At 42.1% G+C, this 26,749-nt stretch carries 26 protein-coding genes; 10 read left to right on the forward strand and 16 right to left on the reverse strand.

Annotation, left to right across the window (positions count from 1 at the left end; genetic code table 11):
* Window positions 1-70: 70 nt before the first annotated feature.
* The 3 genes from M2408_RS25150 to M2408_RS25160 all read left to right on the forward strand — a co-directional run bounded on the left by M2408_RS25150 (window position 71) and on the right by M2408_RS25160 (window position 2,764).
* Entirely contained in the window at window positions 71-1,276 is a 1,206-nt protein-coding gene (locus tag M2408_RS25150; RefSeq protein WP_259187320.1) for a serine hydrolase, read from the forward strand.
* A gap of 197 nt (window positions 1,277-1,473) precedes the next feature.
* Window positions 1,474-1,611 carry a hypothetical protein gene (locus M2408_RS25155; RefSeq protein ID WP_259187321.1) on the forward strand — a complete coding sequence of 46 codons (138 nt, stop codon included), beginning with the start codon at window positions 1,474-1,476 and terminating at the stop codon, window positions 1,609-1,611.
* Window positions 1,601-2,764, forward strand: a complete 1,164-nt coding sequence (locus M2408_RS25160; protein WP_259187322.1) for a metallophosphoesterase — start codon at window positions 1,601-1,603, stop codon at window positions 2,762-2,764. Before M2408_RS25155 ends, M2408_RS25160 begins: the two co-directional genes overlap by 11 nt.
* Window positions 2,765-2,870: 106 nt before the next feature.
* Here M2408_RS25160 and M2408_RS25165 read toward each other — a convergent pair whose 3' ends face one another.
* The 12 genes from M2408_RS25165 to M2408_RS25220 form a co-directional block, all read right to left on the reverse strand.
* Window positions 2,871-3,467 carry a hypothetical protein gene (locus tag M2408_RS25165; protein WP_259187323.1) on the reverse strand — a complete coding sequence of 199 codons (597 nt, stop codon included), beginning with the start codon at window positions 3,465-3,467 and terminating at the stop codon, window positions 2,871-2,873.
* Between the two features lie 287 nt (window positions 3,468-3,754).
* Entirely contained in the window at window positions 3,755-4,480 is a 726-nt protein-coding gene (locus tag M2408_RS25170; RefSeq protein WP_259187324.1) for a hypothetical protein, read from the reverse strand.
* Window positions 4,481-4,489: 9 nt separating this feature from the next.
* Window positions 4,490-5,503, reverse strand: a complete 1,014-nt coding sequence (locus tag M2408_RS25175) for a hypothetical protein (protein ID WP_259187325.1) — start codon at window positions 5,501-5,503, stop codon at window positions 4,490-4,492.
* A 239-nt stretch (window positions 5,504-5,742) separates the two neighbouring features.
* Entirely contained in the window at window positions 5,743-6,012 is a 270-nt protein-coding gene (locus tag M2408_RS25180; protein WP_259187326.1) for a hypothetical protein, read from the reverse strand.
* Between the two features lie 88 nt (window positions 6,013-6,100).
* On the reverse strand, window positions 6,101-8,557 hold the full coding sequence (locus M2408_RS25185) for a hypothetical protein (RefSeq protein WP_259187327.1): 2,457 nt from the start codon (window positions 8,555-8,557) through the stop codon (window positions 6,101-6,103).
* Window positions 8,558-9,058: 501 nt separating this feature from the next.
* On the reverse strand, window positions 9,059-12,154 hold the full coding sequence (locus tag M2408_RS25190) for an efflux RND transporter permease subunit (RefSeq protein ID WP_259187328.1): 3,096 nt from the start codon (window positions 12,152-12,154) through the stop codon (window positions 9,059-9,061).
* A 1-nt stretch (window position 12,155) separates the two neighbouring features.
* The gene (locus M2408_RS25195; protein ID WP_259187330.1) at window positions 12,156-13,262 is read right to left on the reverse strand and encodes an efflux RND transporter periplasmic adaptor subunit; all 1,107 of its coding nucleotides are present in this window, start codon (window positions 13,260-13,262) and stop codon (window positions 12,156-12,158) included.
* Window positions 13,262-14,533, reverse strand: coding sequence for a TolC family protein (locus M2408_RS25200; RefSeq protein ID WP_259187331.1), 1,272 nt, complete (start codon window positions 14,531-14,533; stop codon window positions 13,262-13,264). The genes M2408_RS25195 and M2408_RS25200 overlap by 1 nt, the downstream gene beginning before the upstream one ends.
* 90 nt (window positions 14,534-14,623) lie before the next feature.
* Window positions 14,624-15,970 carry a sensor histidine kinase KdpD gene (locus tag M2408_RS25205; protein ID WP_259187332.1) on the reverse strand — a complete coding sequence of 449 codons (1,347 nt, stop codon included), beginning with the start codon at window positions 15,968-15,970 and terminating at the stop codon, window positions 14,624-14,626.
* A 2-nt stretch (window positions 15,971-15,972) separates the two neighbouring features.
* Window positions 15,973-16,659 carry a response regulator transcription factor gene (locus tag M2408_RS25210; RefSeq protein WP_259187333.1) on the reverse strand — a complete coding sequence of 229 codons (687 nt, stop codon included), beginning with the start codon at window positions 16,657-16,659 and terminating at the stop codon, window positions 15,973-15,975.
* Between the two features lie 213 nt (window positions 16,660-16,872).
* The gene (locus M2408_RS25215; RefSeq protein WP_259187334.1) at window positions 16,873-17,370 is read right to left on the reverse strand and encodes a DinB family protein; all 498 of its coding nucleotides are present in this window, start codon (window positions 17,368-17,370) and stop codon (window positions 16,873-16,875) included.
* Window positions 17,371-17,385: 15 nt separating this feature from the next.
* Window positions 17,386-17,778 carry a hypothetical protein gene (locus M2408_RS25220; protein ID WP_259187335.1) on the reverse strand — a complete coding sequence of 131 codons (393 nt, stop codon included), beginning with the start codon at window positions 17,776-17,778 and terminating at the stop codon, window positions 17,386-17,388.
* Between the two features lie 169 nt (window positions 17,779-17,947).
* On the opposite strand from M2408_RS25220, the gene M2408_RS25225 reads away from it, so the two are divergent.
* The 4 genes from M2408_RS25225 (at window position 17,948) to M2408_RS25240 (ending at window position 20,031) form a co-directional block, all read left to right on the forward strand.
* Window positions 17,948-18,151, forward strand: coding sequence for a type II toxin-antitoxin system Y4mF family antitoxin (locus M2408_RS25225; RefSeq protein ID WP_108635610.1), 204 nt, complete (start codon window positions 17,948-17,950; stop codon window positions 18,149-18,151).
* Window positions 18,151-18,486 carry a HipA N-terminal domain-containing protein gene (locus M2408_RS25230; protein WP_259187336.1) on the forward strand — a complete coding sequence of 112 codons (336 nt, stop codon included), beginning with the start codon at window positions 18,151-18,153 and terminating at the stop codon, window positions 18,484-18,486. Before M2408_RS25225 ends, M2408_RS25230 begins: the two co-directional genes overlap by 1 nt.
* Window positions 18,479-19,405: a HipA domain-containing protein gene (locus tag M2408_RS25235; protein WP_259187337.1), complete on the forward strand. Its 927-nt coding sequence runs from the start codon at window positions 18,479-18,481 to the stop codon at window positions 19,403-19,405. Before M2408_RS25230 ends, M2408_RS25235 begins: the two co-directional genes overlap by 8 nt.
* A gap of 164 nt (window positions 19,406-19,569) precedes the next feature.
* Window positions 19,570-20,031, forward strand: coding sequence for a PepSY-like domain-containing protein (locus tag M2408_RS25240; protein ID WP_259187338.1), 462 nt, complete (start codon window positions 19,570-19,572; stop codon window positions 20,029-20,031).
* Window positions 20,032-20,207: 176 nt separating this feature from the next.
* On the opposite strand, the gene M2408_RS25245 is transcribed toward M2408_RS25240, so the two are convergent.
* Window positions 20,208-20,744: a hypothetical protein gene (locus M2408_RS25245; RefSeq protein ID WP_259187339.1), complete on the reverse strand. Its 537-nt coding sequence runs from the start codon at window positions 20,742-20,744 to the stop codon at window positions 20,208-20,210.
* 422 nt (window positions 20,745-21,166) lie between these two features.
* Between M2408_RS25245 and M2408_RS25250 the strand changes: the two genes are divergently transcribed.
* The 3 genes from M2408_RS25250 (at window position 21,167) to M2408_RS25260 (ending at window position 23,802) form a co-directional block, all read left to right on the forward strand.
* Window positions 21,167-21,931 (forward strand): hypothetical protein, encoded by a 765-nt coding sequence (locus M2408_RS25250; RefSeq protein WP_259187340.1) that lies wholly within the window; start codon window positions 21,167-21,169, stop codon window positions 21,929-21,931.
* 11 nt (window positions 21,932-21,942) lie between these two features.
* Window positions 21,943-22,980, forward strand: coding sequence for a leucine-rich repeat domain-containing protein (locus tag M2408_RS25255; RefSeq protein ID WP_259187341.1), 1,038 nt, complete (start codon window positions 21,943-21,945; stop codon window positions 22,978-22,980).
* An 81-nt stretch (window positions 22,981-23,061) separates the two neighbouring features.
* Window positions 23,062-23,802: a hypothetical protein gene (locus M2408_RS25260; RefSeq protein WP_259187342.1), complete on the forward strand. Its 741-nt coding sequence runs from the start codon at window positions 23,062-23,064 to the stop codon at window positions 23,800-23,802.
* Here M2408_RS25260 and M2408_RS25265 read toward each other — a convergent pair.
* From M2408_RS25265 to M2408_RS25275, 3 genes are all read right to left on the reverse strand, one after another.
* A complete protein-coding gene (locus tag M2408_RS25265) occupies window positions 23,793-24,299 on the reverse strand; it encodes a hypothetical protein (RefSeq protein WP_259187343.1) in 507 nt (168 codons plus the stop codon). The two genes, M2408_RS25260 and M2408_RS25265, sit on opposite strands and share 10 nt — an antisense overlap.
* Before the next feature lie 34 nt (window positions 24,300-24,333).
* Window positions 24,334-25,383, reverse strand: a complete 1,050-nt coding sequence (locus M2408_RS25270; RefSeq protein WP_259187344.1) for a hypothetical protein — start codon at window positions 25,381-25,383, stop codon at window positions 24,334-24,336.
* A 200-nt stretch (window positions 25,384-25,583) separates the two neighbouring features.
* Window positions 25,584-26,735: a TlpA disulfide reductase family protein gene (locus tag M2408_RS25275; protein WP_259187345.1), complete on the reverse strand. Its 1,152-nt coding sequence runs from the start codon at window positions 26,733-26,735 to the stop codon at window positions 25,584-25,586.
* Window positions 26,736-26,749: the final 14 nt, after the last annotated feature.

Raw genomic sequence — 26,749 nt, forward strand, 5'->3', positions numbered from 1 at the left:
CGCGCAGTTGTCGTGTAGCTGTCGTCCCTATCTCAATAGGCTTATTCAGATATTTGAAATAAAAAAAGCCATGAAAAAAATCTATCTTTTTGTATCCCTGATCGGTTTGTTATGTAGCAGCCGACAAGCGATCAGCCAAAGTCATGTTGTCACACGGTTGGATGGTTCAACTATTCCTGGAAGCGTTATTGATAGTACTGTAACTACACTGATGGATCAGGCAAAAGTACCAGGAATCGGTCTCGCGATTCTCAACAACAAAAAAACTGTCTACCTCAAAACCTATGGTTATAAGAATAAGCTCTGTGGGGAATTACTCGATACAGCTTCCATTGTCTACGCAGCATCCTTCAGCAAGGCTGTCTGCGGATTTCTCTGTATGAAATTGGTCGATAGTAAAGTTTTAGATCTGGACAAACCACTTTATCAATACCTCAAAAAACCTATCCCCGAATATGCTAATTTCACTGGACTGAAGGGCGACGACCGATGGAAAAAAATCACAGCCCGTATGTGCCTCAGCCATACCTCAGGTTTTCCCAATCTGAAGTGGTACGACCCTAGGGCAGTAAATCCCGATTATGATTCGCTCGGTATGGTCAAGATCTATTTTGAACCGGGTTCACGCTATGCCTATTCCGGAGAAGGGTTCAAACTTCTCCAATTGGCACTGGAGGAGCTCAGTGGTAAGACTTTTGACGACCTGGCCAGCGAACTTGCTTTTAAACCCATTGGCATGTACAGATCAGGTTATGTCTGGCACAGTAGTTTTGGTGATGACCTAGCTATAGGCCACAATGCTCGTGAACAGCAGAATATAAAAAGCAAAAAGACTGTTGCTGTCGCCGGCGGTTCTATGGTCACTACCATTAGTGATTACGCAAGGTTTATCGAATATGTTATCCAGGGCAAAGGAATCAAGGAAAACACGTTTGCGGAAATGATCCGTCCACAGATCCGCATATTCTCTAAAACACAGTTTCCACCGATCAGCACCGAAACAACAGATGAAAATGAAGGGGTTCAACTTGCCTATGGTCTAGGTTGGGGATTGCTCAACACACCTTATGGCCGGGCCTTTTTTAAAGAAGGTGGTGACGATGCCTGGAAAAATTACAATATCAATTTTATTGACCGTGGCATCTCCATTGTGATGATCTGCAATAGTGTCAATGGCAGCATACTATTTAAGGACCTGCTCGCGCAGCTGATCGGTGATACTTTTACCCCCTGGAAATGGGAACAGTATTATCCCCTTGGTTACAAAGTGGATTAAAGGTTCAAAAGAAACTGTCTTTAAGCAAGAATAGACTTCTGATTCCTATGCAAGAGATCGACAATCTAATCCTGAAGCAGAATCCCGGATATTAGCCTTGGGAGGATATGCCATTTACAATTCGCGTTTTACTTAACGGCTTGTAAATGGCACTGGACAATACACCGAAGAAGCATTATTTTTAAGGCAGATTTTACATGACCGATAAAAATGAAGATGCGGTAGAAATCTCCTTCCAGGGAGACATACCGCAGACTTATATCCGTCGGTCACAAACAACATTTAACAAAGCATCATTAGCTCCAGTTTACATTAACCCATTTTATGAAACTTAAAAAATTCTTCCTTTATGCATGTGCTATCATTGTACTTTATTTTGGTATTGGTGCATTGTTATTAAACTTTGAAATTATCCAGCGGCTTTACATTTTTCCGGGCTGGTCCATCAAACATGGAGCCACGGATGAAGACAGTTCGACAGTCAGTGCCGACGGGCCGATCATTATCTATCGTGATGGTAAGATGTTAAATTATCAAGTGGTTCCTTCCACAACAGAATTTACAGCATCCGTTGCTGAGATAAGCGAAAATGACAGCCTACGGTGCTATGTCGATGAAACGGGCGACCAGTTCCGATTCTCGCTGAACAGCAGCGTTAAGACACAACCCAGTGAATACCCCCACCCTCCAAAGATATTGGCGCTATCCGATATCGAAGGTAATTTCAAAGGATTTAAATCTATTTTACAGGGTAATGGAGTTATAGATGGTCAATTTAACTGGACATTCGGAGCAAATCATCTCGTTCTGAATGGGGACTTTTTTGACCGTGGACTTCAGGTCACAGAATGCCTCTGGTTGATCTACAAACTGGAGAATGAAGCCGAAAAACAAGGTGGGAAGGTTCATTTTATACTCGGAAACCATGAGATGATGAATCTCAAAGGGCAGCTAAAATATGTCCGTGACAAATATGAGCATAATGCCGATACGCTAAAACTACCCTATGCAGACTGGTACGCAAGAGAATCGGCGCTCGGACGTTGGCTGCGGACAAAGAATGCCGTAGAAAAAATCGGCGACCTGCTGTTTGTCCATGCCGGAATCCGAAAAGATTTCCCCAAGGAGTACACGATACAACAGATCAACGAAAATGTGCGGGCAGGTATTGACAAAACCTTCAAAAAAGGCGAGCAGGCCAAGGATCTCTTTATCGGTAATGAAAGCGCGATCTGGTACCGCGGCATATCAACCGAGGAGGAATCACAACAGGATCTCGAAAATACACTGCTCAGATTCAAGGCAAGTAACATGATCGTTGGCCATACGATTGTCGATCAAATCAAATCCCTCTACCAAGGAAAAGTCATTGCTATAGATCTGGATCACAAAACGAATTCCGATCAAGGAAAAATGTATGCACTATGGATCGAAAACGGTGCGTTCTACAGCACGAATCAACAGGGGACAAAAGAAGTTGTCAAATAACACTACCTTATTAAAAAACATGAACCAATAAAAAACAGATCATTCCGAAAAAAGTGTTACGCACTGCCCACAGGATAGTATCCAAATTTTGGGGCAGTGCAACGACCTAAGCTTTTACTTTAGGATCAATCCAATACACCGTCGCGTCTGCATGGCTAAAAAACTCCATCGGTGTCAAGTGGCAATCCATGGTATCCTGCAGCCCACCATCGGTGTAACTAACCACTTCTTCGGAAGGTATGACCAATCCGGTCACGATCGCATCCTCATCAAGGCAATTTAAATCGGACAACAGCACATTAATATGGTTGGCCGTTACCCATTGTTCCATTTCCTCTTTATTTACCTGTCGCACACGTTCGGCAAGGAATTTCGCTTCTTCAACTTCTTTTTCGACACTATTTGGGTAAAATAAGCGTAAGAACGCTTCGTACTTATCAAATGATTTCAACCGGATGGCCTCATTACGCAGAAACTGCTTCTCACCCAATTGCCCGTATTCCTGAGCGTATTTTCGCAATTCGATCTGGTGCAATTCGTGGTCGGCACATTTCGCCAGTTCGGATAGCGCATAGACATCCGTACCATGGCCATCGTGATTATTCAGATATTCCCAGAGATCGCCTTTGACGACCTTGGGTTTCTTATGTTCCAGGACATTATATCCTTCAGCAATCCATTGTTCTATTTGTTCCCTTCTCATACTGTTATTTTTTTAAATGCGTAAAACCCATGACTAACTCATAGTCATCGACGCCACTCCTAGCAGTGCCAACCTGTTTATAGCTAAACAAATGCACGATAGAGAAAGTTTCCGATTTAATAGAAAAAGGCCAGGACACCAATAGGAACCTGACCTTCTATAACTAAGTTATCCAAACTATGGATACCTATAGGACAATAAATTAGCGTAGACAGTTTGCCTATTTAGCTATTTTCTTTCGCCCATTCTACTGCTACCTAATGAATTTAATACGCAAAAAGTGTTCTTTATTGCTTGATATAATGTTCAGCATATATTGTTTCAACCCCTTCAGATTGATCTTGACTACGTTTTAACCCCATATACTGCCGATAGGTAAGTGTTTTATATTCGGGTTTCTCCTTTGCCTCCAAATAATAGTGATAAAACCGAAAATAATGACCGTCAGGAGCTTCATCGTTGATGAGTGTATGACTGTTTTTATTGACCACAAACAACAGCGCTGTTCTAAGGTGCTTCTTTATTTGATCGGGGTTATATACATCGAAATTTATTCCTAGAAAGTATAATATACCCTCCTTTTCCCAGACTCTGCAACTCACATCTGCGTCTTTATAGTAAAAATCCGTTTTCCCGAACTGCTTATCAAAATAGTTTTCCAATTGTTCCGTTTCTTCGCTCGTCTTAATAGCGACTTCATAAGCCTGAATGGTCTTATCTGTTCGGTCCTCCAAAAATCGCACAGTATTGGATAAATAAATATTGTTATTGTATCGATTGAGATTACCGGCCAATACTATTCCGCCGAAGCGCATGACCGAACTGCTATCACTGATAAATTTGACGGTCTCATTTTCAAGATATGTTTTGTAAGGCGCTGTTTCCACACCCAGCATATTGAGCTGTTTCTTGTCGATTGGAAAACGGAGATCCGCCAAATCAAACTCCTTCTGCTTACAGGAAATACACAGGAGCAAGATCAGGTTAAAAATAAACAGTAGTTTTTTCATCATTAATCGTTATTAATTTTCGCGTTTCGGCATGCTTCCTCTGTCTCCCTGTTCTTTGATTTCCCTTCCGCTCAGCTCCATAATCCCCAGATCCGTGTTGTAACTAGATTTATAGCTTTTCGAAAAGATAAACCGGAAGTATCTTAATGTCCCTTCGGCTTGTGCGAAACTCTTGGGGTCATAAAAAAAAGATTCTGTTCCCATATCTCGCTCGTCTGGAACATGGAGCGCCCGCCCCGTTCTATCTCTGTCAGACCATTCACCACCATCATAACGAAAGAAGATGTCAGATTTATAATTTTGATATGTCCCCCGATATACATGTGCCTTTTTCTTTTGATCTATATAGGTTATTTTAAAATTTATGTCATCCACAAATTCAATTTTATTGGAGCCTTTGGTCTTTTCTTTGCTGAATATAACACTGATGTCGTTGTATTCCGAGTTTGACTGTGCCCGCTCATAGTTCGCTGTAAAATACCAGGTTGTGTGTTGAAGTGGATAAGTTTCCGTAGCCGGAAAGGTACAATGATCGGCGGAAAAGGGAAATCTTTGCCCCCTGTCATAGATTAGCAGATATTTGATCGTATGAAATCGCTTATTATCGATGACCGTATCCTTTCCGATCATAAATTTATTGACCGGATTTTTAAACGGAAGCTGGTAAGTATTGTCATCGACCCTCTCAAACCCAGCCCCTTCACCTTCTAACCGTTCCCTGAAAACTTTTAGATCACTGGCTGTCAGGTAAGTCAGCAGCAGTTCATTCTTATCCCCCATCCGTCTGGCGGATAGCACTACTCGCTCCTTATTCTGCGGATGCAGGTAAAGTGTGTCATTCACATGCTCGAATCCTGTAGGCAACAGATAATTTTCATTTAATCGGACAATTTCATTTTCCCGTACCCCTTCATCGGTAAAGAGCTGGATGAAATGCATGGGATAGAATTGTTGTGCTGAAAGGCTTTTGCCCATACAGCAGGCAAATAACATAAGGGTCAACAGCTTGACTATTTTTCTGTTCATTTTTTGCTTTTGTGATCTATTTGACCGTAAAGATAGGGATAGTTCGTATGCAGGCAAGACCGCTTTAATATCCGTGCAGGACCGCTTACAATTCGCTATCCCTAGCAAAATACCACAAATAATAGCACTGAAGCTTTTTATCTTTTGAAGGATGCTTGGCAAAAAACAAAATTTCCACTGCGTATCACTCCATACACTGTCACACAAAAGCCCAACTGATTTGGTTAATTTTTATGGTGTTAGACCCTAAAGGTAAACGTGAGCGCAAAATATAACAGCACAAGACTGATCATTAGAAAGATGCTATTGGCAACCAGCATGAGCACACCTAATGTCGTCTGTCTTGATTTTATCGCAAGTATAAATGCCAATATCACCAATCCAAATACGAGGAGTATCCCCAACTCATCGAGATCAATGCTACTCAACTTTTCGAGATAGCTAAATACCAAAATAGCAAGTGAAATATGAACTAGCGTAACGATCAAACACAATTTGGACGTGGACATAGCTTTATTTTTTATACATAAACAAGTATTCGCCCCGATGGTTTCTGTCTTAACAGAAAAAGGTTCTCTTTTTCTCGCCCCATAGCATCTACTCTCCTTTACGTTGTATCAAACGTCTATAATAGACAATTTTACCTGTCTCGGTAAGTCCTTGAATGGTTATCCATACCCCCTTATTGCGACTATTATTATAAAATACAAATTCCTTGGGGGTCGTCAGCTCAAGATCAAAAAAAGGATCCCAATACAGGGTCATGCGTGTATCTACTCCCGAAGACAGACGCGATGCAGCGGTAGGATATCGCTTACTCTCATATTCCTTCATCGGCATATAGCCTGCTATTGTTTCATGATACGCTACGGCACCTAGATCACGGTCTATCTCCCCTGGACTATATTCGAAAACTACAAGGACATTAAGCCCCGAATATACAGGAGAATTATAGCTGCGATAAAATTTCAGATAAGGGTAGTTGGACACATCTTCATCCAGGAAAGACAGCTGCGACTGGGTGTCCAACTCCTCTGATTTACTCGGTTGATTATTTGATGTTTTTCCCATGTTGGACATTACATTAGCATCACTGCCCCGCTTGTTGGGTGCTCCCGTTCCCCCCATCAACTTTCCATTGAGTATGACAACGACATCTCTCGCCGGCACCTTTCTGGTGATATACTCGCGTAACGATTGGCTTGTTTTGATCACTACGCTATCCATTAAGGGTAATAAAATCGAATCTGGCTCATGTACTGTCGGCGGTTCAACCGATCTAAACCGACGCTGTAGACGGTCTATCTCCCGCTGCCTGCGCGTCCGCGTTACCTCGGCAACCTGCAGTACACGGTTGCCACGTGCATCGATGGTGAAATACGCAGATCCCAGCCCTTTAGTAATTCCTTGCTCGCTGTGGACATGTGCTGTGTTATACACCGGAACGAGCACGGGATACCGGTAATTGTTCGGATTTGCAAAACCATACTGAACACTAAAGGGTGTGAATTTCAGTTTACTGTAGACTTGAATCATCCTGGTCTCCAAAGAGTCAAATACAATCAGATCAGGAATCACAAACTTTCCCTCTTTGTCAAACAGCTGTTCGCTGTACTGCATTCGGGGAGCCAGGCGATCCTGATAACCAAACGAGATCCCTCTAGCCGGCGCATTCCTTTTTTTCCCTTTATTGACCTCATCGGTGTAGTCTGCATAAAACTTGGACCAAGATCCCTTTTTCAGTTTAATCTGGCCACTGACCCTGATCAGCGAATCCACAAGCGGTGTTGTATGTGTTCGACAATAGCTATAATCCCAGTTTTGGAGCTGGATAAATGCATTCTTGTCTTTTGTTTGCCCCCACAATAACTGCGGGTATAATAGCGGCTGCCTACTTAAGGGCTGGAAATAAATATCTGTCAGCATGCTCTGTGTGCTGTCTACCGGAACTTGGGCATCAACAACCGAAACCGAAAGTTTTGCAAACTTCTCCCCATCCGGCAGGGCCACCGCAACGCGCCCTTCCGACTTTTCCTTAAATGTACTACTAACCGTGACAGTGGGGACGACCTGAATCTGATTAGCCCCTACCAGGAGGCTAGCCTGGGAAATTACCTCTTGCTGGCTATCTCGCAATACCGCTTGCAGGATTCCATATTCTACATCGCTCTTTTTTAACGGAATATTGATTTTCTTTCCTGCTTTGAGCGTCAGTTCCTGATCGAACAATCCCCTTTTTCCTATCCCTACCGCTACTTGAACCGTTTGGGACGCTTGGTTGGTCTGGAGCTGGACAAGCAGTAAAGAATCTTGCTCTACCAGTACCACCCTTGTACCCTGTACGCTTTTCGGAATTTTATCCTGGTGCTGTAGACCTTTCGGATCTGTCCAGTGCAGTGTATAGTTGCGATCTGCATCAAATTTATCCCGAAGCGTCGCCAAGCCCGCGGAATCTGTCACAAACTCCGCTGAACTATGACCTTTGTCATCTATTATTTTACCCCTGGCCATCACTGGGTAGCCTCTACTGTCCAAAGCCTGCACCAACAGACTATTGTCCATGCCGCCGAGTAGAATACCCCCCTCAGGCCGGATCGAAAGCCTAAAATCATCCGTTTGCACGGTCTTATTTCCCCTTTCGCTATGGGCGATACTATCAGCGGCAGTCGAGAGCTGGAGAATACCCAACTTTTTATAATAGGGTCTGCTATCGGTACAGGAATCCATGATGGTATTCGCATTGACAAAAATTTCGTTACCCCGGTACCCAGTAGGGATTTTAAAATAGCTGGCTGTCACCCCCTTGTTAATCAAGGCTACAGATCGCCAAAGCTCGCTACCCCTTTCGTCGATAAGTTTCATGTACATATTGTGTAGATTTTGGACTACCGCACCATCTTTTATAAAGTAGCCCTTAAACCAAACCGTATCTCCGGGTAGATAATAATCCCGGTCTGTATGTAAATAGAGGTGACTGGACTGCGCGTAGCCTGTAACATATGTTCCGATCAACAATAGGCTACATTGTAAAACTTTCAGTATGTATTTTATCATTCAATTTGAATTAGAACTAGGGTACGATCAATAGGGCAAATTATTCAACAGCAAGAGTTACAAAACTCAGGAGACGGCATAGCTTAAAAAAATCGCATTCACAGCAATTGGTTACTTACTGAAAGTTGAAAAGAAAAACGCAATAAAAAAAATATATTTGATAAACAATCGATTGCACTATTTAACTTAGCAGATAAAATACAAGGTCACCTGATCCTTCGATTGCGTTGGTTTTTATAAGTTCCGCAAAAGATTTACGGTCGTTTGTATTTATAAGTATGGACAGATCTCCAAATAGGGTACGCTATTTTCCTATTTTTTTAAAAAATTTATTGATGAACATCAGGAAGGAGGAATAGCAGTCTCAACGCATATGAAAGTAACTGGAAGCAAGCCCTTGGCGGAGCTATAGAAAGGCGATGTATAGAAAACAACAAAGGCTGCACTGTTTTATTGACAGGCAACCTTTATCAAGTATATAAATGAATAAAAAATGGGTGCTTAATCTTTATTTTCCTTTTTGTAAGCATAATAGAAAACAATCGGCAGAATGGAGAATGATAGAATCATACAGATAATCAACCCACCGACAATCATAATGGCCAATGGTTTCTGGATTTCGGACCCCATTCCATTGGACAGTGCTGCCGGTAATAAGCCCATCGCGCCCATAAGCGCAATCATTAAGATCGGCCTGATCCGACTTTTTACGGCTTCGTAAATTGCAGGCATCAAGCCCATTTTATTTAACAGATTTTCTTTCATGACACCGATTAAAACAATCCCGTCGATCGTAGCGACACCAAAGAGAATAATAAAACCAATACCGGCCGAGATCCCAAATGTTGTCCCCGTCACCCACAGGGATACAAACCCACCGATAAATGCAAAAGCAAGCGTCAGGGAGGAGATCAGCGTATCTTTTAGATTTCCAAAATTAGCATAGAGCAAAAGCAAGATCAATAGCAGTGAAACCGGGACTACCTGCATCAACTGTTTGGTGGCCCGCTCCTTACTTTCAAACTCACCGGCCCAGACAACCTTATAGGATTTGGGTAATTTAACGTCAGCCGCAATCTGTTTTTTTGCATCCGCAATGGTACTGCCCAGATCCCGACCTTCGATATTAAATCCAACCCCGATATAGCGGGAATTTCCGTCGCGATAGATAAAGGCTGGCCCTGTATGATAGTCTATGGTCGCTATTTCCCGCAATGGTACTTTCTGATCGTTCATCGTGGGGATGATGATGTTTCCGATCTTTTCAGGGCTATCGCGATACTGCTTCTGAAAGCGGAGACGGACGTCAAAGATACGTTCATTGTCGTAAAAATGCGTCACCGATTGCCCCCCGATGGTCATCTCAATAACCGATTGTACATCCCTGGTCGATACCCCATACTTTGCCATCTTGGAGTCATGCAGCTGAATACGCAATTCGGGTAAGCCGATATTTTTAAACACATTTACATCCGTGATCCCATCGACCTTTTGAAGTGATTCGGCAAACTTGTTGGCTTTATTCTCCAGATCCTGGAGGTTCTCACCAAAAATTTTGATCACCAACGGACTTTTCACGCCAGCCACATATTCCTCCACATTATCCTGAATGGGTTGACTAAAGCCAAAATTTATTCCGGGGAAAGTCTGTAGGCTGTCACGCATCTGCCCGATCAATTTTTCCTTGGATATTTTCCGCTTCCATTCTCCCTCCGGCTTCAATTCAATATTAAATTCGATATTGAAAAAGCCCGTTGGATCAGTTCCATCATTGGGTCTACCCGTCTGTGTCATAATAAAATCAATCTCGTCAAACTGTTTGATCAACTTTGTTTTCATCGTTTTTGTTAGTTTGACGGATTCCTCCAGATTGACACTATTTGGCAATGTCGCCCGGACATAAATGGCGCCTTCATTGAGTTTTGGCAGAAATTCTGAACCGTAATAGCTAAACCGCACCATACAGACAACCAACGCCAAGACAAAAATCCCCAAGGTCCATTTGGGATGATCAAAAGCTTTCTTAAATCCTTTAAAAATTACCCTTCGGCTTACTCGCGTTATTTTATTTTCATCCTCTTTGATATTCTTCTTCAACAAATATTTACACATTGCAGGCACATAGGTCAAACTCAGGACCAAAGAGCCCAGCAGGGCGTAGCCAAGCGTAAAGGCCAAAGGTGAAAACATCTTTCCTTCCACCTTTTGAAAAGAGAAAATCGGCGTCAGGGCGACAATCAGGATCAATAAGGCAAAAAAGATATATCCTGCCACCGAGCCTGCACTTTTTTTAATGATACCTAGCTTGGAGACTTTGTTGAAACGGGCCGTCCCCAGCCGATGTGCCTCCTTTTCCAGGGAGACAAAAACCGTCTCCACGATCACCAGTGTTCCCTCGAGCAATAGGCCAAAGTCCAATGCCCCCATGGAAATCAGATTCGCGGGCAAGCCCTGGATTTTCAATAAGATAATCGCAAACAGGAAGGCCAATGGAATTACCGAGGCCACAATAAAGGTTGTCTTCCAGTTGTTCAAAAAGATAAAGACAATGATCGAAACCAGGATAACGCCCTCGATCAGGTTTTTCGACACCGTATGCACGGTATTGTTCACCAATTTTGTGCGGTCAATCACCGGTTCAATCTTGACATTTTCCGGTAAGATACGGCCGTTCAATTCCTCAATTTTTTCTTTCAGGCGTGTCACTACTGCCGATGGATTTTCACCCCGGAGCATAATGACAATGCCCTGTACCAGGTCATCTTCCTCGTTGAGCCCCACCTGTCCAAGCCGCGGTTTGGCACCCAATTCTATTTCAGCCACATGCTTGACCAGAATAGGCGTATTGCCTACCACTTTGATCAAAATATTGCCAATATCATCTATTTTATCCAGCAGTCCCACGCCACGCACGACATAGGCCTGATTTCCTTTTTGGATTACATCGCCTCCCACATTGATATTTGAGCGGGATACCGCTTCATACACATCCAATGGCGAAAGGTTATAGTTGGCCAGTTCCGTTGGATTGATCTTTATTTCATAGATCTTTTCTTCACCACCAAAGCTCACAACATCCGCCACCCCCGGCACACCCACAAGTTCCCGTTCGATCACCCAGTCCTGAATGGCAGACACCTCCTTGATCGGCAGGTTGCTTTTGACCACATAGCGAAAGATTTCCCCTGTGGCCCCCGAAGGCGGTTCAATGGAACTTTCGGCCCCTTCCGGCAGCTCAATGGAGCGCATCTTATTACCCGCATATTGCTGCGCATAGAAGTCTTCTACCCCATCCTCAAACTGCACCGTCACCACAGAGAGCCCAAACAGGGAAATCGACCGCACATTCGTCTTTTTGGGAATGGTGTTCATTTCCTTGGTGACGGGCAGTGTGACGAATTTTTCAATTTCTTCGGCACTGCGTCCCGGCCATTGTGTGATGATCCGAACACGGGTATTCGTTACATCTGGAAATGCTTCGATCGGGGTATGCAGGTAAGCGTAAATTCCACCGAACAATAAAGCCAGCGTAAAAAAAAGCACCACCAAGGAATGTTTCAATGAAAATGAAACGATATTTTGTACAACCTTCTTCATCCTATCTATTCATCAATTCATCAAATACAATCAATTCATTTTCTGTCAGCACACGGTCCCCTTCCTCCAATCCTGTTTCGACAAAAGCATAAGTTTCGTTTTCCGACACGATATTAACAGTCCTTACGGATAGATCACAGTCGCTTTTGTAGATCACGACATAATTCTTGTTATTATGCAAGATAATGGCGTTTTTGGGGATTGCCAGCAAGTGTTGCTGCTGCCCTGCGGATCCCTTCTCGACCAACACATCCACGCTCATGCCCGGTTTCAACCTCAAATCCTTATTGAGCAGCTTGACGCGTGCTTTGACCACCCGCTCTTCGGGATCAAAAAAGTTGGCCACCTGATCAATATAGCCATCAAAATATTCGTCTTTATAAGCCAAGGTTGTGATCCTCACATGAGCGCCATTTTTGACAAAGGGTAAGTTATTTGCGTAAATATTGACGGTCACCCAGACCTCATTCAGGTTACTGATGGACAGTAGATCCGTATCGTCACCTACGGTCATACCCGGACTTACTTTTTTGTCAACGATATACCCAGTTTTGGGTGCACGGATATAAAAAACACCATTCTCGGAGGATCCGTTCAGGAGTTTCATATTCGCCTTCACGTTCTGGATCCCAATCTGCACGGATTTCAGTTCGCTTTCCATCTCTTCCAGCTCACGCTGGGAGGCCATGCCATCTTTCAGCATGCTACGTAAACTATTCACCTTGCTTTCGTTCAGGCGTCTATTGTTTTCCAGTTCGCGAAGTTCCTTTCCCAGATCATTGACCGAAGTCCCTTTGAGTGATACCAGCACCTGCCCTTTCTCCACATAATCACCCATTTTTACGGCGACGGATTGTACCATTCCCTGAATAGGGCTCTTCAGCGCAGCGAGCTCATCCTGGTTGTATTGAATTGCGCCGTTTAAGGCGATCTGTTCAGACACATCCCGCATTTGGATCGAATCAATTTTGATATGGCGTTTGAAATCATCACTTAAGCAAAAGCCTTTTGTCTCTACAACATGCTTTTCCTCCTTTTCCTTTGACTGACAGCCCCACAAAAGAGAAATGGACAAAAGCGTCAGTGGTATTAAAAAATTACCTTTCATTAGACGATATCCTTTCCAACTAAATAGGTCAGTTCTTCGCTATACTGAAGATATTTAGCCCTGCGTTCCAATATTGATTCTTTGTTTTCCATATAATTGTTGATAAAGTCTATAAACTCAATGATGGTCAGCCTGCGTTCCTGGAAATTTCGGACATAGCGTTCCAGGGCAACATCCAGCTTACCGTCAAACCCTTTATCCATAGCTTTCAGGCTAGATTCCAAGTTGCTTAGACGTGCGGAAAGAAAATCGATCTCCCGTTCGATATCAATACGGAACTGCTCGATTTCAACCTTATTTTTTTCCAGCTCCAGTTTCGCGATCTTGATGTTCCCTTGGTTTCTATTAAATAGGGGCAGATCCATAGAAAGCCCCAGACCAATAAAATCACGCATGATATTTCCGCCCCGATCATAATTCACGGAGACTTCCAGGTTTGGCACACGTTCGGCTTTCTCTATTTCCAGTTGGGCCTGGCCTTTCTTAAATTCATTTTGAATGATTTTATAATCGCTTCGATTATCCATGGCCATGATTTTCCATTCGTTTTGTCTATTCGCAATAAAGGCAGGGCTGCCGATGGTATCCGCGATGGAAAGCGCCGTTCCCTTTGCCCCGAGATAACGCGCAACATCATTCATTTTTGCTATTTTCTCCTGCTGTATTTCATTCAGCTTATTCCCAAAAGCCATGGATTCACTCTGGATCCGGAGGTAATCCATTTCGCTGACATTGCCTTCTTTCCACTGGTTTTGATAAGACTGCGTTAGTTTCTGGAAGATTCCGACCTGATTGCTATAGAGACGCTCCTTTTCCTGCAGCACCTGCAATTCCAGACATTGGCTGCGGAGGTCATATTTCAGGTTGCGGAGCAATTCCTCAAACTGAAGTTGTGCATTCTCCTTTTCAAGGAGTTGCAGCTGTACCCGTTTTTTCCTTTTACCGGCCAGTTCGATCGTCTGCTCCAGCTCCATTTCCACCTGTTGGTATCGTCCGTAGTTTCCGATCAATGCCGGCAGCTCCTCACTGGAAGAGTTTTTCCAGAGGTTGACCTCACCGATGGAGATCTTGGGGTTGGGCCACAGCTTGGCCTGCAGTACCGCTGCTTCAGCCTGTTTCATCTGGAAACGCTGCGCCATCAAGGACAGGTTATGTGTTAGGAATACCTGCTCAATCTCCGATTTTTGCAAATGCTTTTCGGGCATTTCCTGCGCAAATAGTCTGCTATTCAAGCCAAGAAGAAGAACTAATGTAATGCGTATTTTTCTCACTCTATTTTGTATTTCCACAAAACTAAGAGACAGGGATTACAGGCAACTTTAAGGTAAATTAAAGTTTGATTAGAAGAGATTAGAGAATGGTTAGAATTTTGGGAACAGCAGCGATACCGTCGTTCCCAGGTCATTGGAACGAATCGCAAAGTCTACCTCCTGGTCTTTAAACACGATCTGTGCAAAGGAAAGGCCGATACCACTACCTTTGACAGTACCGACATTCATTCCACGGTAAAAGGTCTGCTTCACTGCCTCCAGCTCCGCCTGTGGAATACCGATACCCTGATCAATAATTTCTAGCGATAGACGCTCATTGAGGGTCGTCATGCGCACCACTACTTCCTGGCCATTGGCATATTTAAGAGCGTTTTCTATCAGGTTGGAGATCGACAGGGCCACAAGCATGCGATTACCCCGAAAATTAAAATAATGTGGTTCATCCACCTGTAGCTCGATTTTCAAGGGCACGTCAAATGTCCGCTTAAATTTAGGTACCAGGTCCCAGACCACTTCATCGATGCGAAAGACCTCCATCGATCGCTTCAAGGCTTGATCTTCTGTAAGCAATAGAAAATTTCCGATCAGGTGATTCAGAAAATTTACATGCTCGGTGATTGTCGTTGCCAGTTCCTGATACTCCTCCTGGCTGCGGGCTTTCGTTCCAAAAACCTCCATGGACCCCAAAATACCGGCGAGAGGTGTACGAAACTCATGGGATACATAGCTCACAAAATTCTTTCGGATAATCATATTTTCACTGATCCGACGCAGGAGTGCATTATAGCTTTCGATCAGGTCCTGCAGCTCATCTTTTGTCTTGATAACCGTCAACGGCTCCTGGATACTATTTAAATCCTTATGTTGGATTTCCTGAATGACATTCCGGATGGGCAGATAGGCATATTTACTTAGCCAGACCGATAACAAGACAATGCTGATCAAGGCAACCAGAAAAACGAGCACGAGAATAAAAAGCAGGCGATTTAGCTGCTGATTAAAGTCCGTATTAGACTCTTTGACAAAAACAAAAAAATCACCCTGATTATCGGGATAATACAGGCCAAAATAAAAGCTATCCTCCGTTTTAAAATAAACAGTTTTTTTGGATTTCAGCTGCGTCAACAAGCTTTTACTGATTTGATTATCGTATTTCAGGCCACCATAGCTCACTTGGCCTTCGGCATTATAGACCGCTACCATAGCCCGCTTGACCAGACTTTCATATTGATTTTTGGACTCCAGGTGTTTTAAAGGACTCTGTTCATCCGCCTCCAGGTAATAGATACCGGCGATTTTCGCATTTTTTTCCAGCGAGCTGATCAGATGCCGTTCGGAAGAATTATAGAATATCCAGTAAATGACCAGCGTTGCAAGTCCAAAAATGATCGTGAAGACCAAGGAAGAAAAAAGTGTCAGTCTGATCTTGAGGTTCATGGTCAGTCCGTTTTGAGCATATAACCTACTCCCTTGACCGTCCTGATAATGGATGTATCACTTCCGTCATCCACTTTCCCTCGCAGATAGGAGACGTACACATCCACGACATTGGTATTGTTATCAAAATCAATACCCCAAACCGCCTGGAGGATTGCGGTGCGTGAAAGGGTCTTATTGCGGTTTTCAATCAGATACTTAAATAGCTTAAATTCTTTAGGTGAAAGATCGACATTTGCACCACCTTTATAGACTTCATACCGATCCAGATCCACTTTGAGATCGCGAATTTCGATACAGCTATCATTTACATGGCTTGTATTTTTATAGCCGTCCCGGCGTACCAAAGCTTTGATTCTGCTGACAAGCTCCTTAAACGAAAAAGGTTTGACCAGGTAATCATCGGCACCACTTTCCAGGGCATCGACTTTATCTTCAATTTCACCGAGTGCGCTGAGGATCAAAATGGGAATATGGTTTTTGCGGTAGCGCAGTGTTTTTGTAAACTGGATTCCATCGATTCCCGGCAGCATAATATCCAGTACCACAATATCCAGGGAATCGGCATTGACCCATTCCCGCGCTGCTTCAGCGGATTCCGCCAAAATAACCTGATGGCCCAACTCTTCCAGCCCTTTCACGACAAAGCTACTAATACGACGATCGTCCTCTACCAAAAGTATCTGCATAAACTGAATTTATTTTTATACGGGATTATAAAAATTATGAATTTCCTAATGGAATCTACAAGTATACGAATTTACAAATTAATCCTTAGACAGGCCACAGCCCCATATCGCCCGGCCTATCCATATCTTAGGCAGCAGCCATCTGAGATCAGTTTCTTCGTTGAGACCTTCGCAGGAATAAAAGACTAAATTGGATCAGGTTGTAGCCTCCCTTTATTTCAAGCATCGGGCAGTGACCAGCAGTTGGCCGACATGGCGCTGTGCATGTTCAGCAGCATGAAATAAGAGGCCGATCAGGGTGGTTGGAATCTGCTTTCTCCCCAGAAAGCGTTCTTCAGTCAACGTTGAGGGATCAGTTAACGATAAGACATCTAAAGCCTGTCCGATCTGCAGCTGTAGGTTTTCGACTAGCGTTGCGACGCTGAGCGTTATATCCACGACACCTTCTTTTTGGAGATAATCAAACTGCTCGGCAGACAAGGATTTGCCTGCAGCATAGGTAAACATACGATCAATCACGCCGCGGATATGCAACAGATGAAATCCAATGCTAGCATTGCCACAGGGGCGTGCCCAGAGCTGCTCAGACGACAGCTGGGCTGTATATTTTGCGCTATCCTCTTCCACTTGTAGCAGCACGTGTGCCACCGGCTGCAAAAGATCCGGAATCCCAGAGATTGGTCCCCGCATCCATACTTCGACGTTTTCCATACCTGATTTAATAAGCTATTTTCGTTTACTTGTGCTCTTTAATGCCCATAGTACCAGTATTGGTTGAAAAAATAAACGGGCAAGCCGTTTCCCATCACTGTCCAATCCGAAACCATCCCGATATTCTTTATATTGGGCGATATTGCCTGGGAACACCGCAAAAAAAAACAGCGCAGCAATTTTTCCAACTGTAGCACGCTGTTTGCCCTTTGCCAATAGCAGTGCACTACCCAGCGCAATTTCAGCAAATCCCGAATAGACGACCGTATCATCTTTGGGAATCGGTACCCAATCAGGTACCTGTGCCTGAAATTCCTTCCGAGCAAAGGTCAGATGTCCGATTCCCGCTACCATTAAGAAAGTACCTAAGCCATAGCGTGCAATCTTTTGAATACAAGATTTTTCCATACTACTTTTTAATAGAAGACAGTATAGGGCGAAAATAGTTTGATAAGGACAAATAAGATCTAAAAAATAATCCCGCTAAGGTATAAAAAATGGCATCAACAAATTATTTATACCACTTCGGGTATAAATAATTTGTTTTACTTATATTTATATCAGAAAAGGTATAGATATGGATTCATTGCAATTATTTGTGAAACAGAAACGAAAGGAACTAAAGCTTACTCAAGAAGATTTGGCGTTTAATGCTGGAGTAGGTTTACGTTTTGTTCGTGACCTTGAACAAGGAAAAAAAACACTTCGGTTAGATAAAGTAAATGATGTATTAGCATTATTTGGTAAAGAGGTTGGCGTAGTGGATAAAATTAGAGCATAATGGCGCGTGAAGCAAAAATATATTTTCAAGATCAATTAGCAGGATATCTAATTGAAACTGATCGCGGTTATTCATTCAACTACGATCAAAATTACATCGGAACAGCCGATCCTAAACCTATCAGTTTAACCCTACCGATTTCGGAACACGCATACCACAGCAATGTGCTTTTTCCCTTTTTTGACGGTCTGATTCCTGAGGGATGGTTATTGGAAATAGGTGAAAAGTATTGGAAACTCAATCCCCGAGATCGTTTTGAATTATTGATTAATCTATGCCGGGACACCATTGGAGCCGTTTCCGTCTATCCGATGGAGGCGGAAGATAATGCCTAATTGTTTATTTTGCTACCAGCCAGTTGAAAGTGGGGAATACCATATTGCATGCTCAAAAAAGTTTTTTGGCACAGTCCAAGTTCCTTATCTGGAATTAGATAGGGAAAAATTAAATAAATTAGCTCAAATAACTGTAAATGAAAGGCTAGCGTTAACAGGCGTGCAACCCAAGATATCACTTAGTTTAAATGGAGAAAAGGGTAGTAAACGACTAACACTTGTCGGCTTATGGGGCGAATATATCCTTAAGCCCCAATCTACAGATTTTCTTTTTATGCCTGAAGTAGAGGATCTAACAATGCATTTGGCTAAGCTATTTAAGATAGAAACTGCTGAACACGCACTGATACGAACAGCTACTGGAGAATTAGCATATATAACAAAACGATTTGACCGAAAAAAGGGGAAGAAAATTCATATTGAAGATTTATGCCAATTATCGCAGCTACTGACAGAGCAAAAATACAATAGCTCTTATGAGCGAGTGGGGAAAATCATCAGACAATTTGCTACAAATTCCGGACTAGATGCTATCAAATACTTTAGATTAGTGCTATTTAGTTTCCTCACTGGTAATAATGACATGCACCTAAAAAACTTTTCATTAATCCATCATAATAGCAATATTATGTTATCACCTGCATATGATCTCCTAAATGTGAACTTAATCTTCCCAAAAGACAAGGACGATATGGCTTTAACTTTAGGAGGTCGCAAAAGAAAGATTAAGCAATCCGACTTTAGCCAATTAGCTGCAAGTTTAGGAATTTCTGATTTAGTTCGGAATAATATATACAACGACTTTTCAAAACATGCCGATAAAATTCCGAAATGGATTGATCATAGTTTTTTAACCGATGAATATAAGGAACAATACGCAAAGGTGGTTATTAACAAATTCAATCAAATCGGATTGTAGATTTATCTGCTTATAAATTTAGCTTCCAAGTTTCTTTCCCAAATGTTTCCAGAATCTATCTGAAACTTTACCCTGTGGCATTTTTTGTTTCCGAGATAAAGACAGCCGGGACGACAAAAAATAAGCCGACGACGGGTGTAATAGAATTTAGTAAAATAGCGAATATGAAGAAATTAACTCGGTTAGCAGCTGTACTGATAACAGGCAGCGTATTGACATTCACAGCATGTGACAAAGATGATGCAAGGGAAAGCCATGTGGGCTATGCTGAACTACCCCAGACAGGCAAAACGATGATTGAATCTCATTTTGGGGCAAACGCAGTAGCCAGCATTACACGAAAAAACAATGCCGATACAGACGGTAGTCTATATGAAGTCAGATTGAACAACGGCATAGAAATCGATTTAGATAAAGATGGTAATTGGACCGATATTGACGGCAATCATCAAAAATTGCCCGACGCGATTATCCCCTCGCCTATATTGAGCTATGTCGTTAAGCAATACCCAGCGCCTATATTTATCGAAGGTATTGACAAAGAACCCTATGGTTACCAAATAGATTTGTCCAATGATCTGGATTTAAAATTTAATGCCGATGGCAGTTTCATAGGTCTTGATTAATCAAGACCTATGAAGTATTTACCAATATCGCTGTGAATAAAAATCGAAATAGCCTTCAACCAGTCATTTCAATGGCACCAACCAAGAAAATTCAACCAGCAACTATTACCGCAGACAACAACAATCGTCAACAAAATCCCAGGGATACAAATCGACAGATGTAGTGATGCCCCGCTTTATATCGAAAGATTGAGATCCGCGATGCCCCCCAATACCTGAGCATCATTTAGATCAACACTTTTTGCTGTACGCGCTACCTGATACAGGCCCGCAATAGGCAAAACGACAGTAAAATCTTTTGGGCTCCCCTGTTTAAAGTTGAGCACTCCAGATATACTGATAAGAACCCCTTTTAGATCATCAATCTTTGCCCCTTTCTTTACGACCTTAAAACGGACAGATACATTTTTTGGAGCAGCAGCTCCCTCCAATGAAACTAGCAAAATATGTTCGAGATTGACATCCAAAGCTGAATGCAAAGGTTTCACCTTTTTTATGACAACATTTTTCAATGTATTGTTTGTACGCTCGGCATTGAAAATAAAGACACCACTTTTCGCATTTCGATCGCCGCTATATTGTCCGGGATGTTCCTGAACCATATAATCGACCGCAATCTTGACATTTTCATTAAACCGTTGTGCTAATTGTTTTTTTCTCCAAAAAAAAGCTCCCAAAAAAATGAATAGAATAACTAGAATACCCGTAACCATAAAACATGCGTTTAATATAACATAAATAGATGGTTCAAAAGTAGCGGTTTTTTGCTTCTTGAAGCGCATATAGACAGCTCTTAACCAGATTTATACAGCACAAAATGAAAAATTGTAATTTATCAACTACAAATCACGCGTAAAAAATGCATTTCCAAAAAATGTCGTTATAAACAAGCAGAAATCAACAACCTTTCCCCAGCGATTAAATCAACTTGTCCATCGAATTATGTAGCGCAAATATCACCGCAAGCAAAACGAATCGTAAACAAAGTCTCACGGATATAAATAGACAAAAAAATGCCTGGTCTTAATGCGCATATTTGCTTAAGCAAAAGACAAACGAGCAATGATGGTTATAAAAAATGCTTAGACCAATGCGCTACGTTTCGCCTTATTGGGACTGAAACAGGGAACAAAAAATGAAAGCAGCAGAAATTTTTGACCAGATTGGACATCAAATCGCCACACATTATAAAGCATTAAGCTTTAAATACAGCAAGAAATGGGGCGTAAAGAAAACAACGGATGAATATGAATATAGTATCCGCTTTCATTCGGCCGAAGGAAACAGCAAAACGAAAATAGCCCTTTTCACCACATTCGTGATAAGCTGTAAAACGGTAAAGAGCGACTGGAATACTGCCACAGGTTTGATTTCAATCTCGTTATGGGATTTAGGTTACTACTATGAGATTGGTGAAATATACAGCCTAGAGCAAGCTTATACGGATATTTGCAGACATGCCGAAGTATTATTTATTCCATTTATTGACGTTTTTGAAAACCATGCCAATGCGCATTTGGGTGAATGGATTGAGCAAGGGTTTTTAGGAAAAATTCCGAATGATTTATATCATTATCCACATCGGGATTATACCACACACAAACATTATTGGGCTGGAAGTAAATTTCTAGCAGAACACAATGAATTTGGGTTTACCATTTCCCTGCGTTACATACTCGAAAAATTCGGCCAGCATCAGGCTGAAAAATGCCTGAATAATTACTACCAGTCACTTAACGATGAATCCAAAAGGTATTTTTCACAAGCCTATCAGGCCGAGAAAATCAATACAACACAACCCTGGGATTGTGACGATCAACATAGGCCTGACGTCGAAATGGTAAAATACGCTGTCAAACAAGGATTAACATTAAACATCTCATCATCAAGCAAAGGATAAAACACTAAAATATGAAAAAATATATAATCGTTTTCAGTCTCAGTCTACTTACTTTGGCTGCATCTGCACAGAAAAAAAAGAAAAAGCAAATACCTCCCCCAAAAGTTGAAATCATCCCTGAGGTGCTCGAAAAGGTTCCCAGGACGGAAACCATTTCTGAGCCTGCCGTCTTTGCTGCGCCGATGCCTACAACGAGTACTCCTGTTATTCATGCCACAACAACCGGCGGAAAGGAAATACACTTCCAGGATATCGAAGAATTTAAAAATGCAGATCTATCGACCTTGAAAGAACTGTCTTTTAGTACCATGGTCTCAGGAAAAACGATCGAAAGCAGTCTTCTACAGAAGATTGTGAACGAAGGCACACAATTGGAAGTTTTGACGATCAACAATTTTGCACTGGATGTTTTTCCGGAAATCAAAACGCCCAATCATCGGTTGAAAAAGCTGTCATTAACGCAAAATCAGTTAAAAACACTTCCGTCCAGTATTTCCAATCTTACCGCACTTGAAGGTTTCGATTGCAACAACCCCTTGACAGCACTGCCGGCATCATTTGCACAGCTCAAAAATCTACAGCACCTCGGACTCAACAACTACATGTTTACAGCCTTTCCAAAGGAAATCTTTAGTCTCAATAAACTGTCCGTGTTATATCTATCGCGCAATTACAAAAGTAAATCGGAACAAACGGAGCTGCCTGATCTGTTTCAGCAGCTACCTGAATTGAAAGAGCTCGGTATAGAAAATGCAGGACTATCTGCCCTGCCAAAATCTATTGCTATACTTAAAAAATTGGAAAAAGCTAATTTTTCCTACAACAAATTTACGTCCTTTCCCGAAGTACTGGCATCAAATCCTAAACTGACCTATATCCCCTTTACCAATAATCCTCTGCAATGGGAACCGTTTTTGGCTTCCGTCAAAAAGATAAAATTCGGTGGGTTGTTTTTCTTGGACGAAACTGGCCTTACCAAAAAACAATACGAACAGATCCAGGATATCCTAACCAAAACAGATGTCTATTACGACAGTATGAATGATTAAAATTCATAAGATCCGCCAACGATATATTTAGGCAGTCTGGTCAAAAGCTAGATTGCCACCATTCTGATACGATTCAAATAGATGAATAATTCGAACGAGAGTTACTTAAAAGAAACAAGGAGATTTAGCGACAAAATTACGTTCAAATTTCTGATGCCTCTTTTATACCTTATATTTTTCGTCACAAGTCCACTGATTACTATTATTCTTACACTGGTCTTATCACCACTGTTATTTATCCTCTTTTTTAACCGTAAAATCTTCAGTAGAAAATTCCTCTATTTTTCCTTTGCTGTCTACCTGACAATGTCCTTTATCTACTCCTGTTTGCCCAGATATCAATACCAGAGTTTCCGTCTTTTCCATCCCCAATGGACTGAGGTAGTCGGCAAAATTGTTGATTATAAAATCAGCTGGACGCCAACAACAAAGCAAAGTGCGGCTTCATCCTATGCGTCCATTACCTACGCGTACCAAGTTGGAGGTAAAGAGCAGCGCGTGTATGCATCGAAAGCCATTACCCGATATTCCGGCAATGTATGGAATACAGATGCTGATATTGCAGGCCACAATTTAGCATTAAAGCGAACAGTAGAAGCTTATGTGAACAGCAAAAATTATAAGATATTAGTTAACGAACAGGCGGACTCCGCATTATTTATTCCTTTGGATTATTTTACCTTTTGGGGTTCATTTTATTTGCAACTCATCGTCATTATTCTGAAAATCGGACTTACAATAGGCATTGTTGTTTCGTTGCCTTTTATCTATGCATATGTACTTGAACGCGTCAAGGAAGACCGACGGAGAAATTACCGGTGATCATCTACACATCTTTTCAATATCACTATTTTTTTATACTGATCAAATGGGTTTTCCGTTTCAAACCGCTCCTTTAGCTCTTTATCATAAAGGCCCAACCATGAAAGTTTTAAGACATCGCGATTAACCAGTTCAACGGTACATACCGTTTCATCATTCTGATATGCCGATGAATCATAGTCCTGTGATTCCTGGCCATTCATTTTTTCATAGCCATAATATACTTTGTTCTTCACGCGCTTAATTTCTTTCAAAGTGATATAATATTGATTTGTTGCCATTGAAATCACCAGATTGGCGTCCCGAATATTGATTGTTCTTTCTGCGGGATTACCATGTACTGACCAGAGTCCAATCAGCTGTTTTGCATCCGGAATAGTATCCTTTTTTAAAAGAACAGCATGTATTGAAAACGATGCTTCCTTTTTATCATCGCTAAATGAAAACGAAGTCAAGATCAAGAAAAAAGGGATGGATAGTATTTGACTAAATTTCATATTTAACATAACAAGATGTTCAGGTTACTCCAATTTAATAAGGTGGCCCGAACCTGTCAAATTCCATGGCATAGGCAATCATTTCTGGGAGATGGGGCAAATTATAATCATGCTCTTGCTGCAATTGACGCTGCAGCTTTACCCATAGTGTTTTACGATGGACCACATAACAATAACCGAGAATATTTCCCCACATACCATTATGCCAATGTTCAGGCGACTCATTCCAGAGCCCTTTGTGCAATGGATCAGTTGTATTGGCCGCAAAGGCGATAATTTTGATCAGTTCCTCCTCAGTCCACTGCTTTTGGTCGTCATAATATAGGGCATTGATCGCACGGGTAACATATTTTTGAAGTGCTATCACATAGGCATTGTCCTGCGCTGTGGTGTTATTCTGAATGTAACTGAGGATCGCGGTATCGATCTGAAGCTGATGGTTTTCGTCCCGTGTAAAGATGAGATTATCCGTAATATATTCTGGGGTACTTTTATACTCAGCCATACGCTCATCTAGCGGAATAGTATCTTTGTCTCTTAGATCCGTTCCCTGATTCAGGTTGAAGTTAGATTTTTGTTGTCCCTCCTGAAATGATACTTCAAGTTCCTCTCCGACCTGGCCTACTTCTAGTGTGATTGGCTGGGCTATTTTATCCGTCAATGTAACCTCCCATTTGCCCATGTACCTCAACTTGGTTGCGTCATAAAAATAAACGACGTATAAATGACCATATTCTAAAAAGGCATCGAGTATAATTACCTTGTTGGGGCCATGACCATACGCAAAAACCTGGCATCCCTGCTCGCATATATCATCAGCGGCCTGATCGACATAACTGACATCATTGACAGAGAAGCTGACACTTTTTTTTGAAAGAGCGATAGAAATTTTCTCATTTTCATTGAAACACCTATTGGGATTGTACTGTTCTCCATAACACTTCAGTGGTATTTCCTCAAAAGGGATGATCGCTGCCGTATCCTGAGGGGAAACGCTAGGCGCTCCCGTTGAGGTACGATTATCACCGCAGGATACTGCCCCTAAGAAAGCAAGTAAACCTATCAAAAACACTATTTTTTTCATCCGTATAAATGATCTGTAAGTATCTAAGCGCATCCATTCAATGCGCTTCACACTAAAAATAGCGATATTATACCTTGTCTATCAAACGATTTTATATCCGTATCGTATCATTTAATATCCGCTGTTTTTTTAAAGAAGATACTAAATCCAATAACCTAAACGCCTGAGTTTTCTAGACTCAGGCGTTTAGGTTATTGGATTTATTTCCAGTTTTTGATGATTTCACTCATCTTGTCAAAGGAGGTTTCGCCGCCGCCCGTACTTCGGTAGACGATCTTGCCATTGGGATCCACGAGGATCTTTGTCGGAAATCCGGTGACATTCAGCCGCAGGACAAAATTGTTGCTACCTTTGTCGTTCAATATTTGTACCCAGTTGAGCTCGTGCTGCTCGATGGCCTTGCGCCAGCTCTCATTTTTATCGGACGCGATGCCCAGTACACGCAGCTGATCGGGATAGCTGTCTCTCAGTTTTTTCAGATCAGGCACATCGGCCATACATGGACCACACCATGAGCCCCAAAAATCGATGAGATAAAATTTACCTTTCCAGCTGTTTGAGTCGAATGCCTTACCATCATAAGTATTGCTACTGTTTATCTGGAATATGGACTTGCCTACATCGTATTTGCTGCCCTCTACACGATTCTTTAAAGAGGTATAGAAAGGTGAGCTTCGGTATGCCTTATCTACGGTAGGTAACAGTGCCTCTACGGTCTCGATCGTTACAATCTCCCTGACCAGCATATCCTCAAGGTAATACAGGCCGGCTACAGACGAAACATTCTTCTTTAGAAAGTCGTTCACGTATTTAGCGGCCTGGGCATCGATCTGTTCTTGCTCGGCTGCAAGACGTTTGTTTAGCACCGCATCTGAAGTGTCTTTTGCCAGTTTTAGCTCGATATTTGCCGATCTATTCAACAGTGGGTGATAGCCTCTATTTAGCTTACTGATTATATTGTTTTCTTTATCTCCGCTAGGATAAACCTCAGCAAAGTCGGATAGCTTTCCTTTGAGTAATACCTTGCCACCCGGCATGGTTACAAACCAGATGGACTGGCTTTTGACAGGGATATAACCCCGGTCGACACGCTTAAAAAGCGATTCGGTCGGAAGGGTGAGCCGTACGATTAAGGGCATAGAAGTCGTGTCCTGATAAAATATCTGCCCGTTTTTAGTGCTGCCTTTTTTGTAATAGGCATCGGTCACACCATTCCAGATGGTCATGCTGTAGGTGCTGTCCTTAAAGTCAGCAATCTGGGAGGTCACCGTAAATGTTTTGCTCTGCCCAAAGCTATGCAGGCTGCTGGCTACCAGTAGGCCTGTAAGGACGAATAATTTTCTGAATTTCATGATCGTATTGATTA

Origin of the sequence: Sphingobacterium sp. BIGb0165 (genome assembly GCF_024810095.1) — a bacterium.
GTDB lineage: Bacteria > Bacteroidota > Bacteroidia > Sphingobacteriales > Sphingobacteriaceae > Sphingobacterium > Sphingobacterium detergens.

What these genes read in the sequence shown, in the direction of transcription:
- M2408_RS25225 (WP_108635610.1), top strand. Translation starts at nt 17,948, where the DNA reads ATGGATTCATTGCAATTATTTGTGAAACAGAAACGAAAGGAACTAAAG.
- M2408_RS25160 (WP_259187322.1), top strand. Translation starts at nt 1,601, where the DNA reads ATGAAACTTAAAAAATTCTTCCTTTATGCATGTGCTATCATTGTACTT.
- M2408_RS25150 (WP_259187320.1), top strand. Translation starts at nt 71, where the DNA reads ATGAAAAAAATCTATCTTTTTGTATCCCTGATCGGTTTGTTATGTAGC.
- M2408_RS25250 (WP_259187340.1), top strand. Translation starts at nt 21,167, where the DNA reads ATGAAAGCAGCAGAAATTTTTGACCAGATTGGACATCAAATCGCCACA.
- M2408_RS25240 (WP_259187338.1), top strand. Translation starts at nt 19,570, where the DNA reads ATGAAGAAATTAACTCGGTTAGCAGCTGTACTGATAACAGGCAGCGTA.
- M2408_RS25275 (WP_259187345.1), bottom strand. Translation starts at nt 26,735, where the DNA reads ATGAAATTCAGAAAATTATTCGTCCTTACAGGCCTACTGGTAGCCAGC.
- M2408_RS25155 (WP_259187321.1), top strand. Translation starts at nt 1,474, where the DNA reads ATGACCGATAAAAATGAAGATGCGGTAGAAATCTCCTTCCAGGGAGAC.
- M2408_RS25235 (WP_259187337.1), top strand. Translation starts at nt 18,479, where the DNA reads ATGCCTAATTGTTTATTTTGCTACCAGCCAGTTGAAAGTGGGGAATAC.
- M2408_RS25175 (WP_259187325.1), bottom strand. Translation starts at nt 5,503, where the DNA reads ATGAACAGAAAAATAGTCAAGCTGTTGACCCTTATGTTATTTGCCTGC.
- M2408_RS25215 (WP_259187334.1), bottom strand. Translation starts at nt 17,370, where the DNA reads ATGGAAAACGTCGAAGTATGGATGCGGGGACCAATCTCTGGGATTCCG.
- M2408_RS25260 (WP_259187342.1), top strand. Translation starts at nt 23,062, where the DNA reads ATGAATAATTCGAACGAGAGTTACTTAAAAGAAACAAGGAGATTTAGC.
- M2408_RS25170 (WP_259187324.1), bottom strand. Translation starts at nt 4,480, where the DNA reads ATGATGAAAAAACTACTGTTTATTTTTAACCTGATCTTGCTCCTGTGT.
- M2408_RS25190 (WP_259187328.1), bottom strand. Translation starts at nt 12,154, where the DNA reads ATGAAGAAGGTTGTACAAAATATCGTTTCATTTTCATTGAAACATTCC.
- M2408_RS25230 (WP_259187336.1), top strand. Translation starts at nt 18,151, where the DNA reads ATGGCGCGTGAAGCAAAAATATATTTTCAAGATCAATTAGCAGGATAT.
- M2408_RS25185 (WP_259187327.1), bottom strand. Translation starts at nt 8,557, where the DNA reads ATGATAAAATACATACTGAAAGTTTTACAATGTAGCCTATTGTTGATC.
- M2408_RS25255 (WP_259187341.1), top strand. Translation starts at nt 21,943, where the DNA reads ATGAAAAAATATATAATCGTTTTCAGTCTCAGTCTACTTACTTTGGCT.
- M2408_RS25210 (WP_259187333.1), bottom strand. Translation starts at nt 16,659, where the DNA reads ATGCAGATACTTTTGGTAGAGGACGATCGTCGTATTAGTAGCTTTGTC.
- M2408_RS25195 (WP_259187330.1), bottom strand. Translation starts at nt 13,262, where the DNA reads ATGAAAGGTAATTTTTTAATACCACTGACGCTTTTGTCCATTTCTCTT.
- M2408_RS25205 (WP_259187332.1), bottom strand. Translation starts at nt 15,970, where the DNA reads ATGAACCTCAAGATCAGACTGACACTTTTTTCTTCCTTGGTCTTCACG.
- M2408_RS25245 (WP_259187339.1), bottom strand. Translation starts at nt 20,744, where the DNA reads ATGGTTACGGGTATTCTAGTTATTCTATTCATTTTTTTGGGAGCTTTT.
- M2408_RS25265 (WP_259187343.1), bottom strand. Translation starts at nt 24,299, where the DNA reads ATGAAATTTAGTCAAATACTATCCATCCCTTTTTTCTTGATCTTGACT.
- M2408_RS25220 (WP_259187335.1), bottom strand. Translation starts at nt 17,778, where the DNA reads ATGGAAAAATCTTGTATTCAAAAGATTGCACGCTATGGCTTAGGTACT.
- M2408_RS25180 (WP_259187326.1), bottom strand. Translation starts at nt 6,012, where the DNA reads ATGTCCACGTCCAAATTGTGTTTGATCGTTACGCTAGTTCATATTTCA.
- M2408_RS25270 (WP_259187344.1), bottom strand. Translation starts at nt 25,383, where the DNA reads ATGAAAAAAATAGTGTTTTTGATAGGTTTACTTGCTTTCTTAGGGGCA.
- M2408_RS25165 (WP_259187323.1), bottom strand. Translation starts at nt 3,467, where the DNA reads ATGAGAAGGGAACAAATAGAACAATGGATTGCTGAAGGATATAATGTC.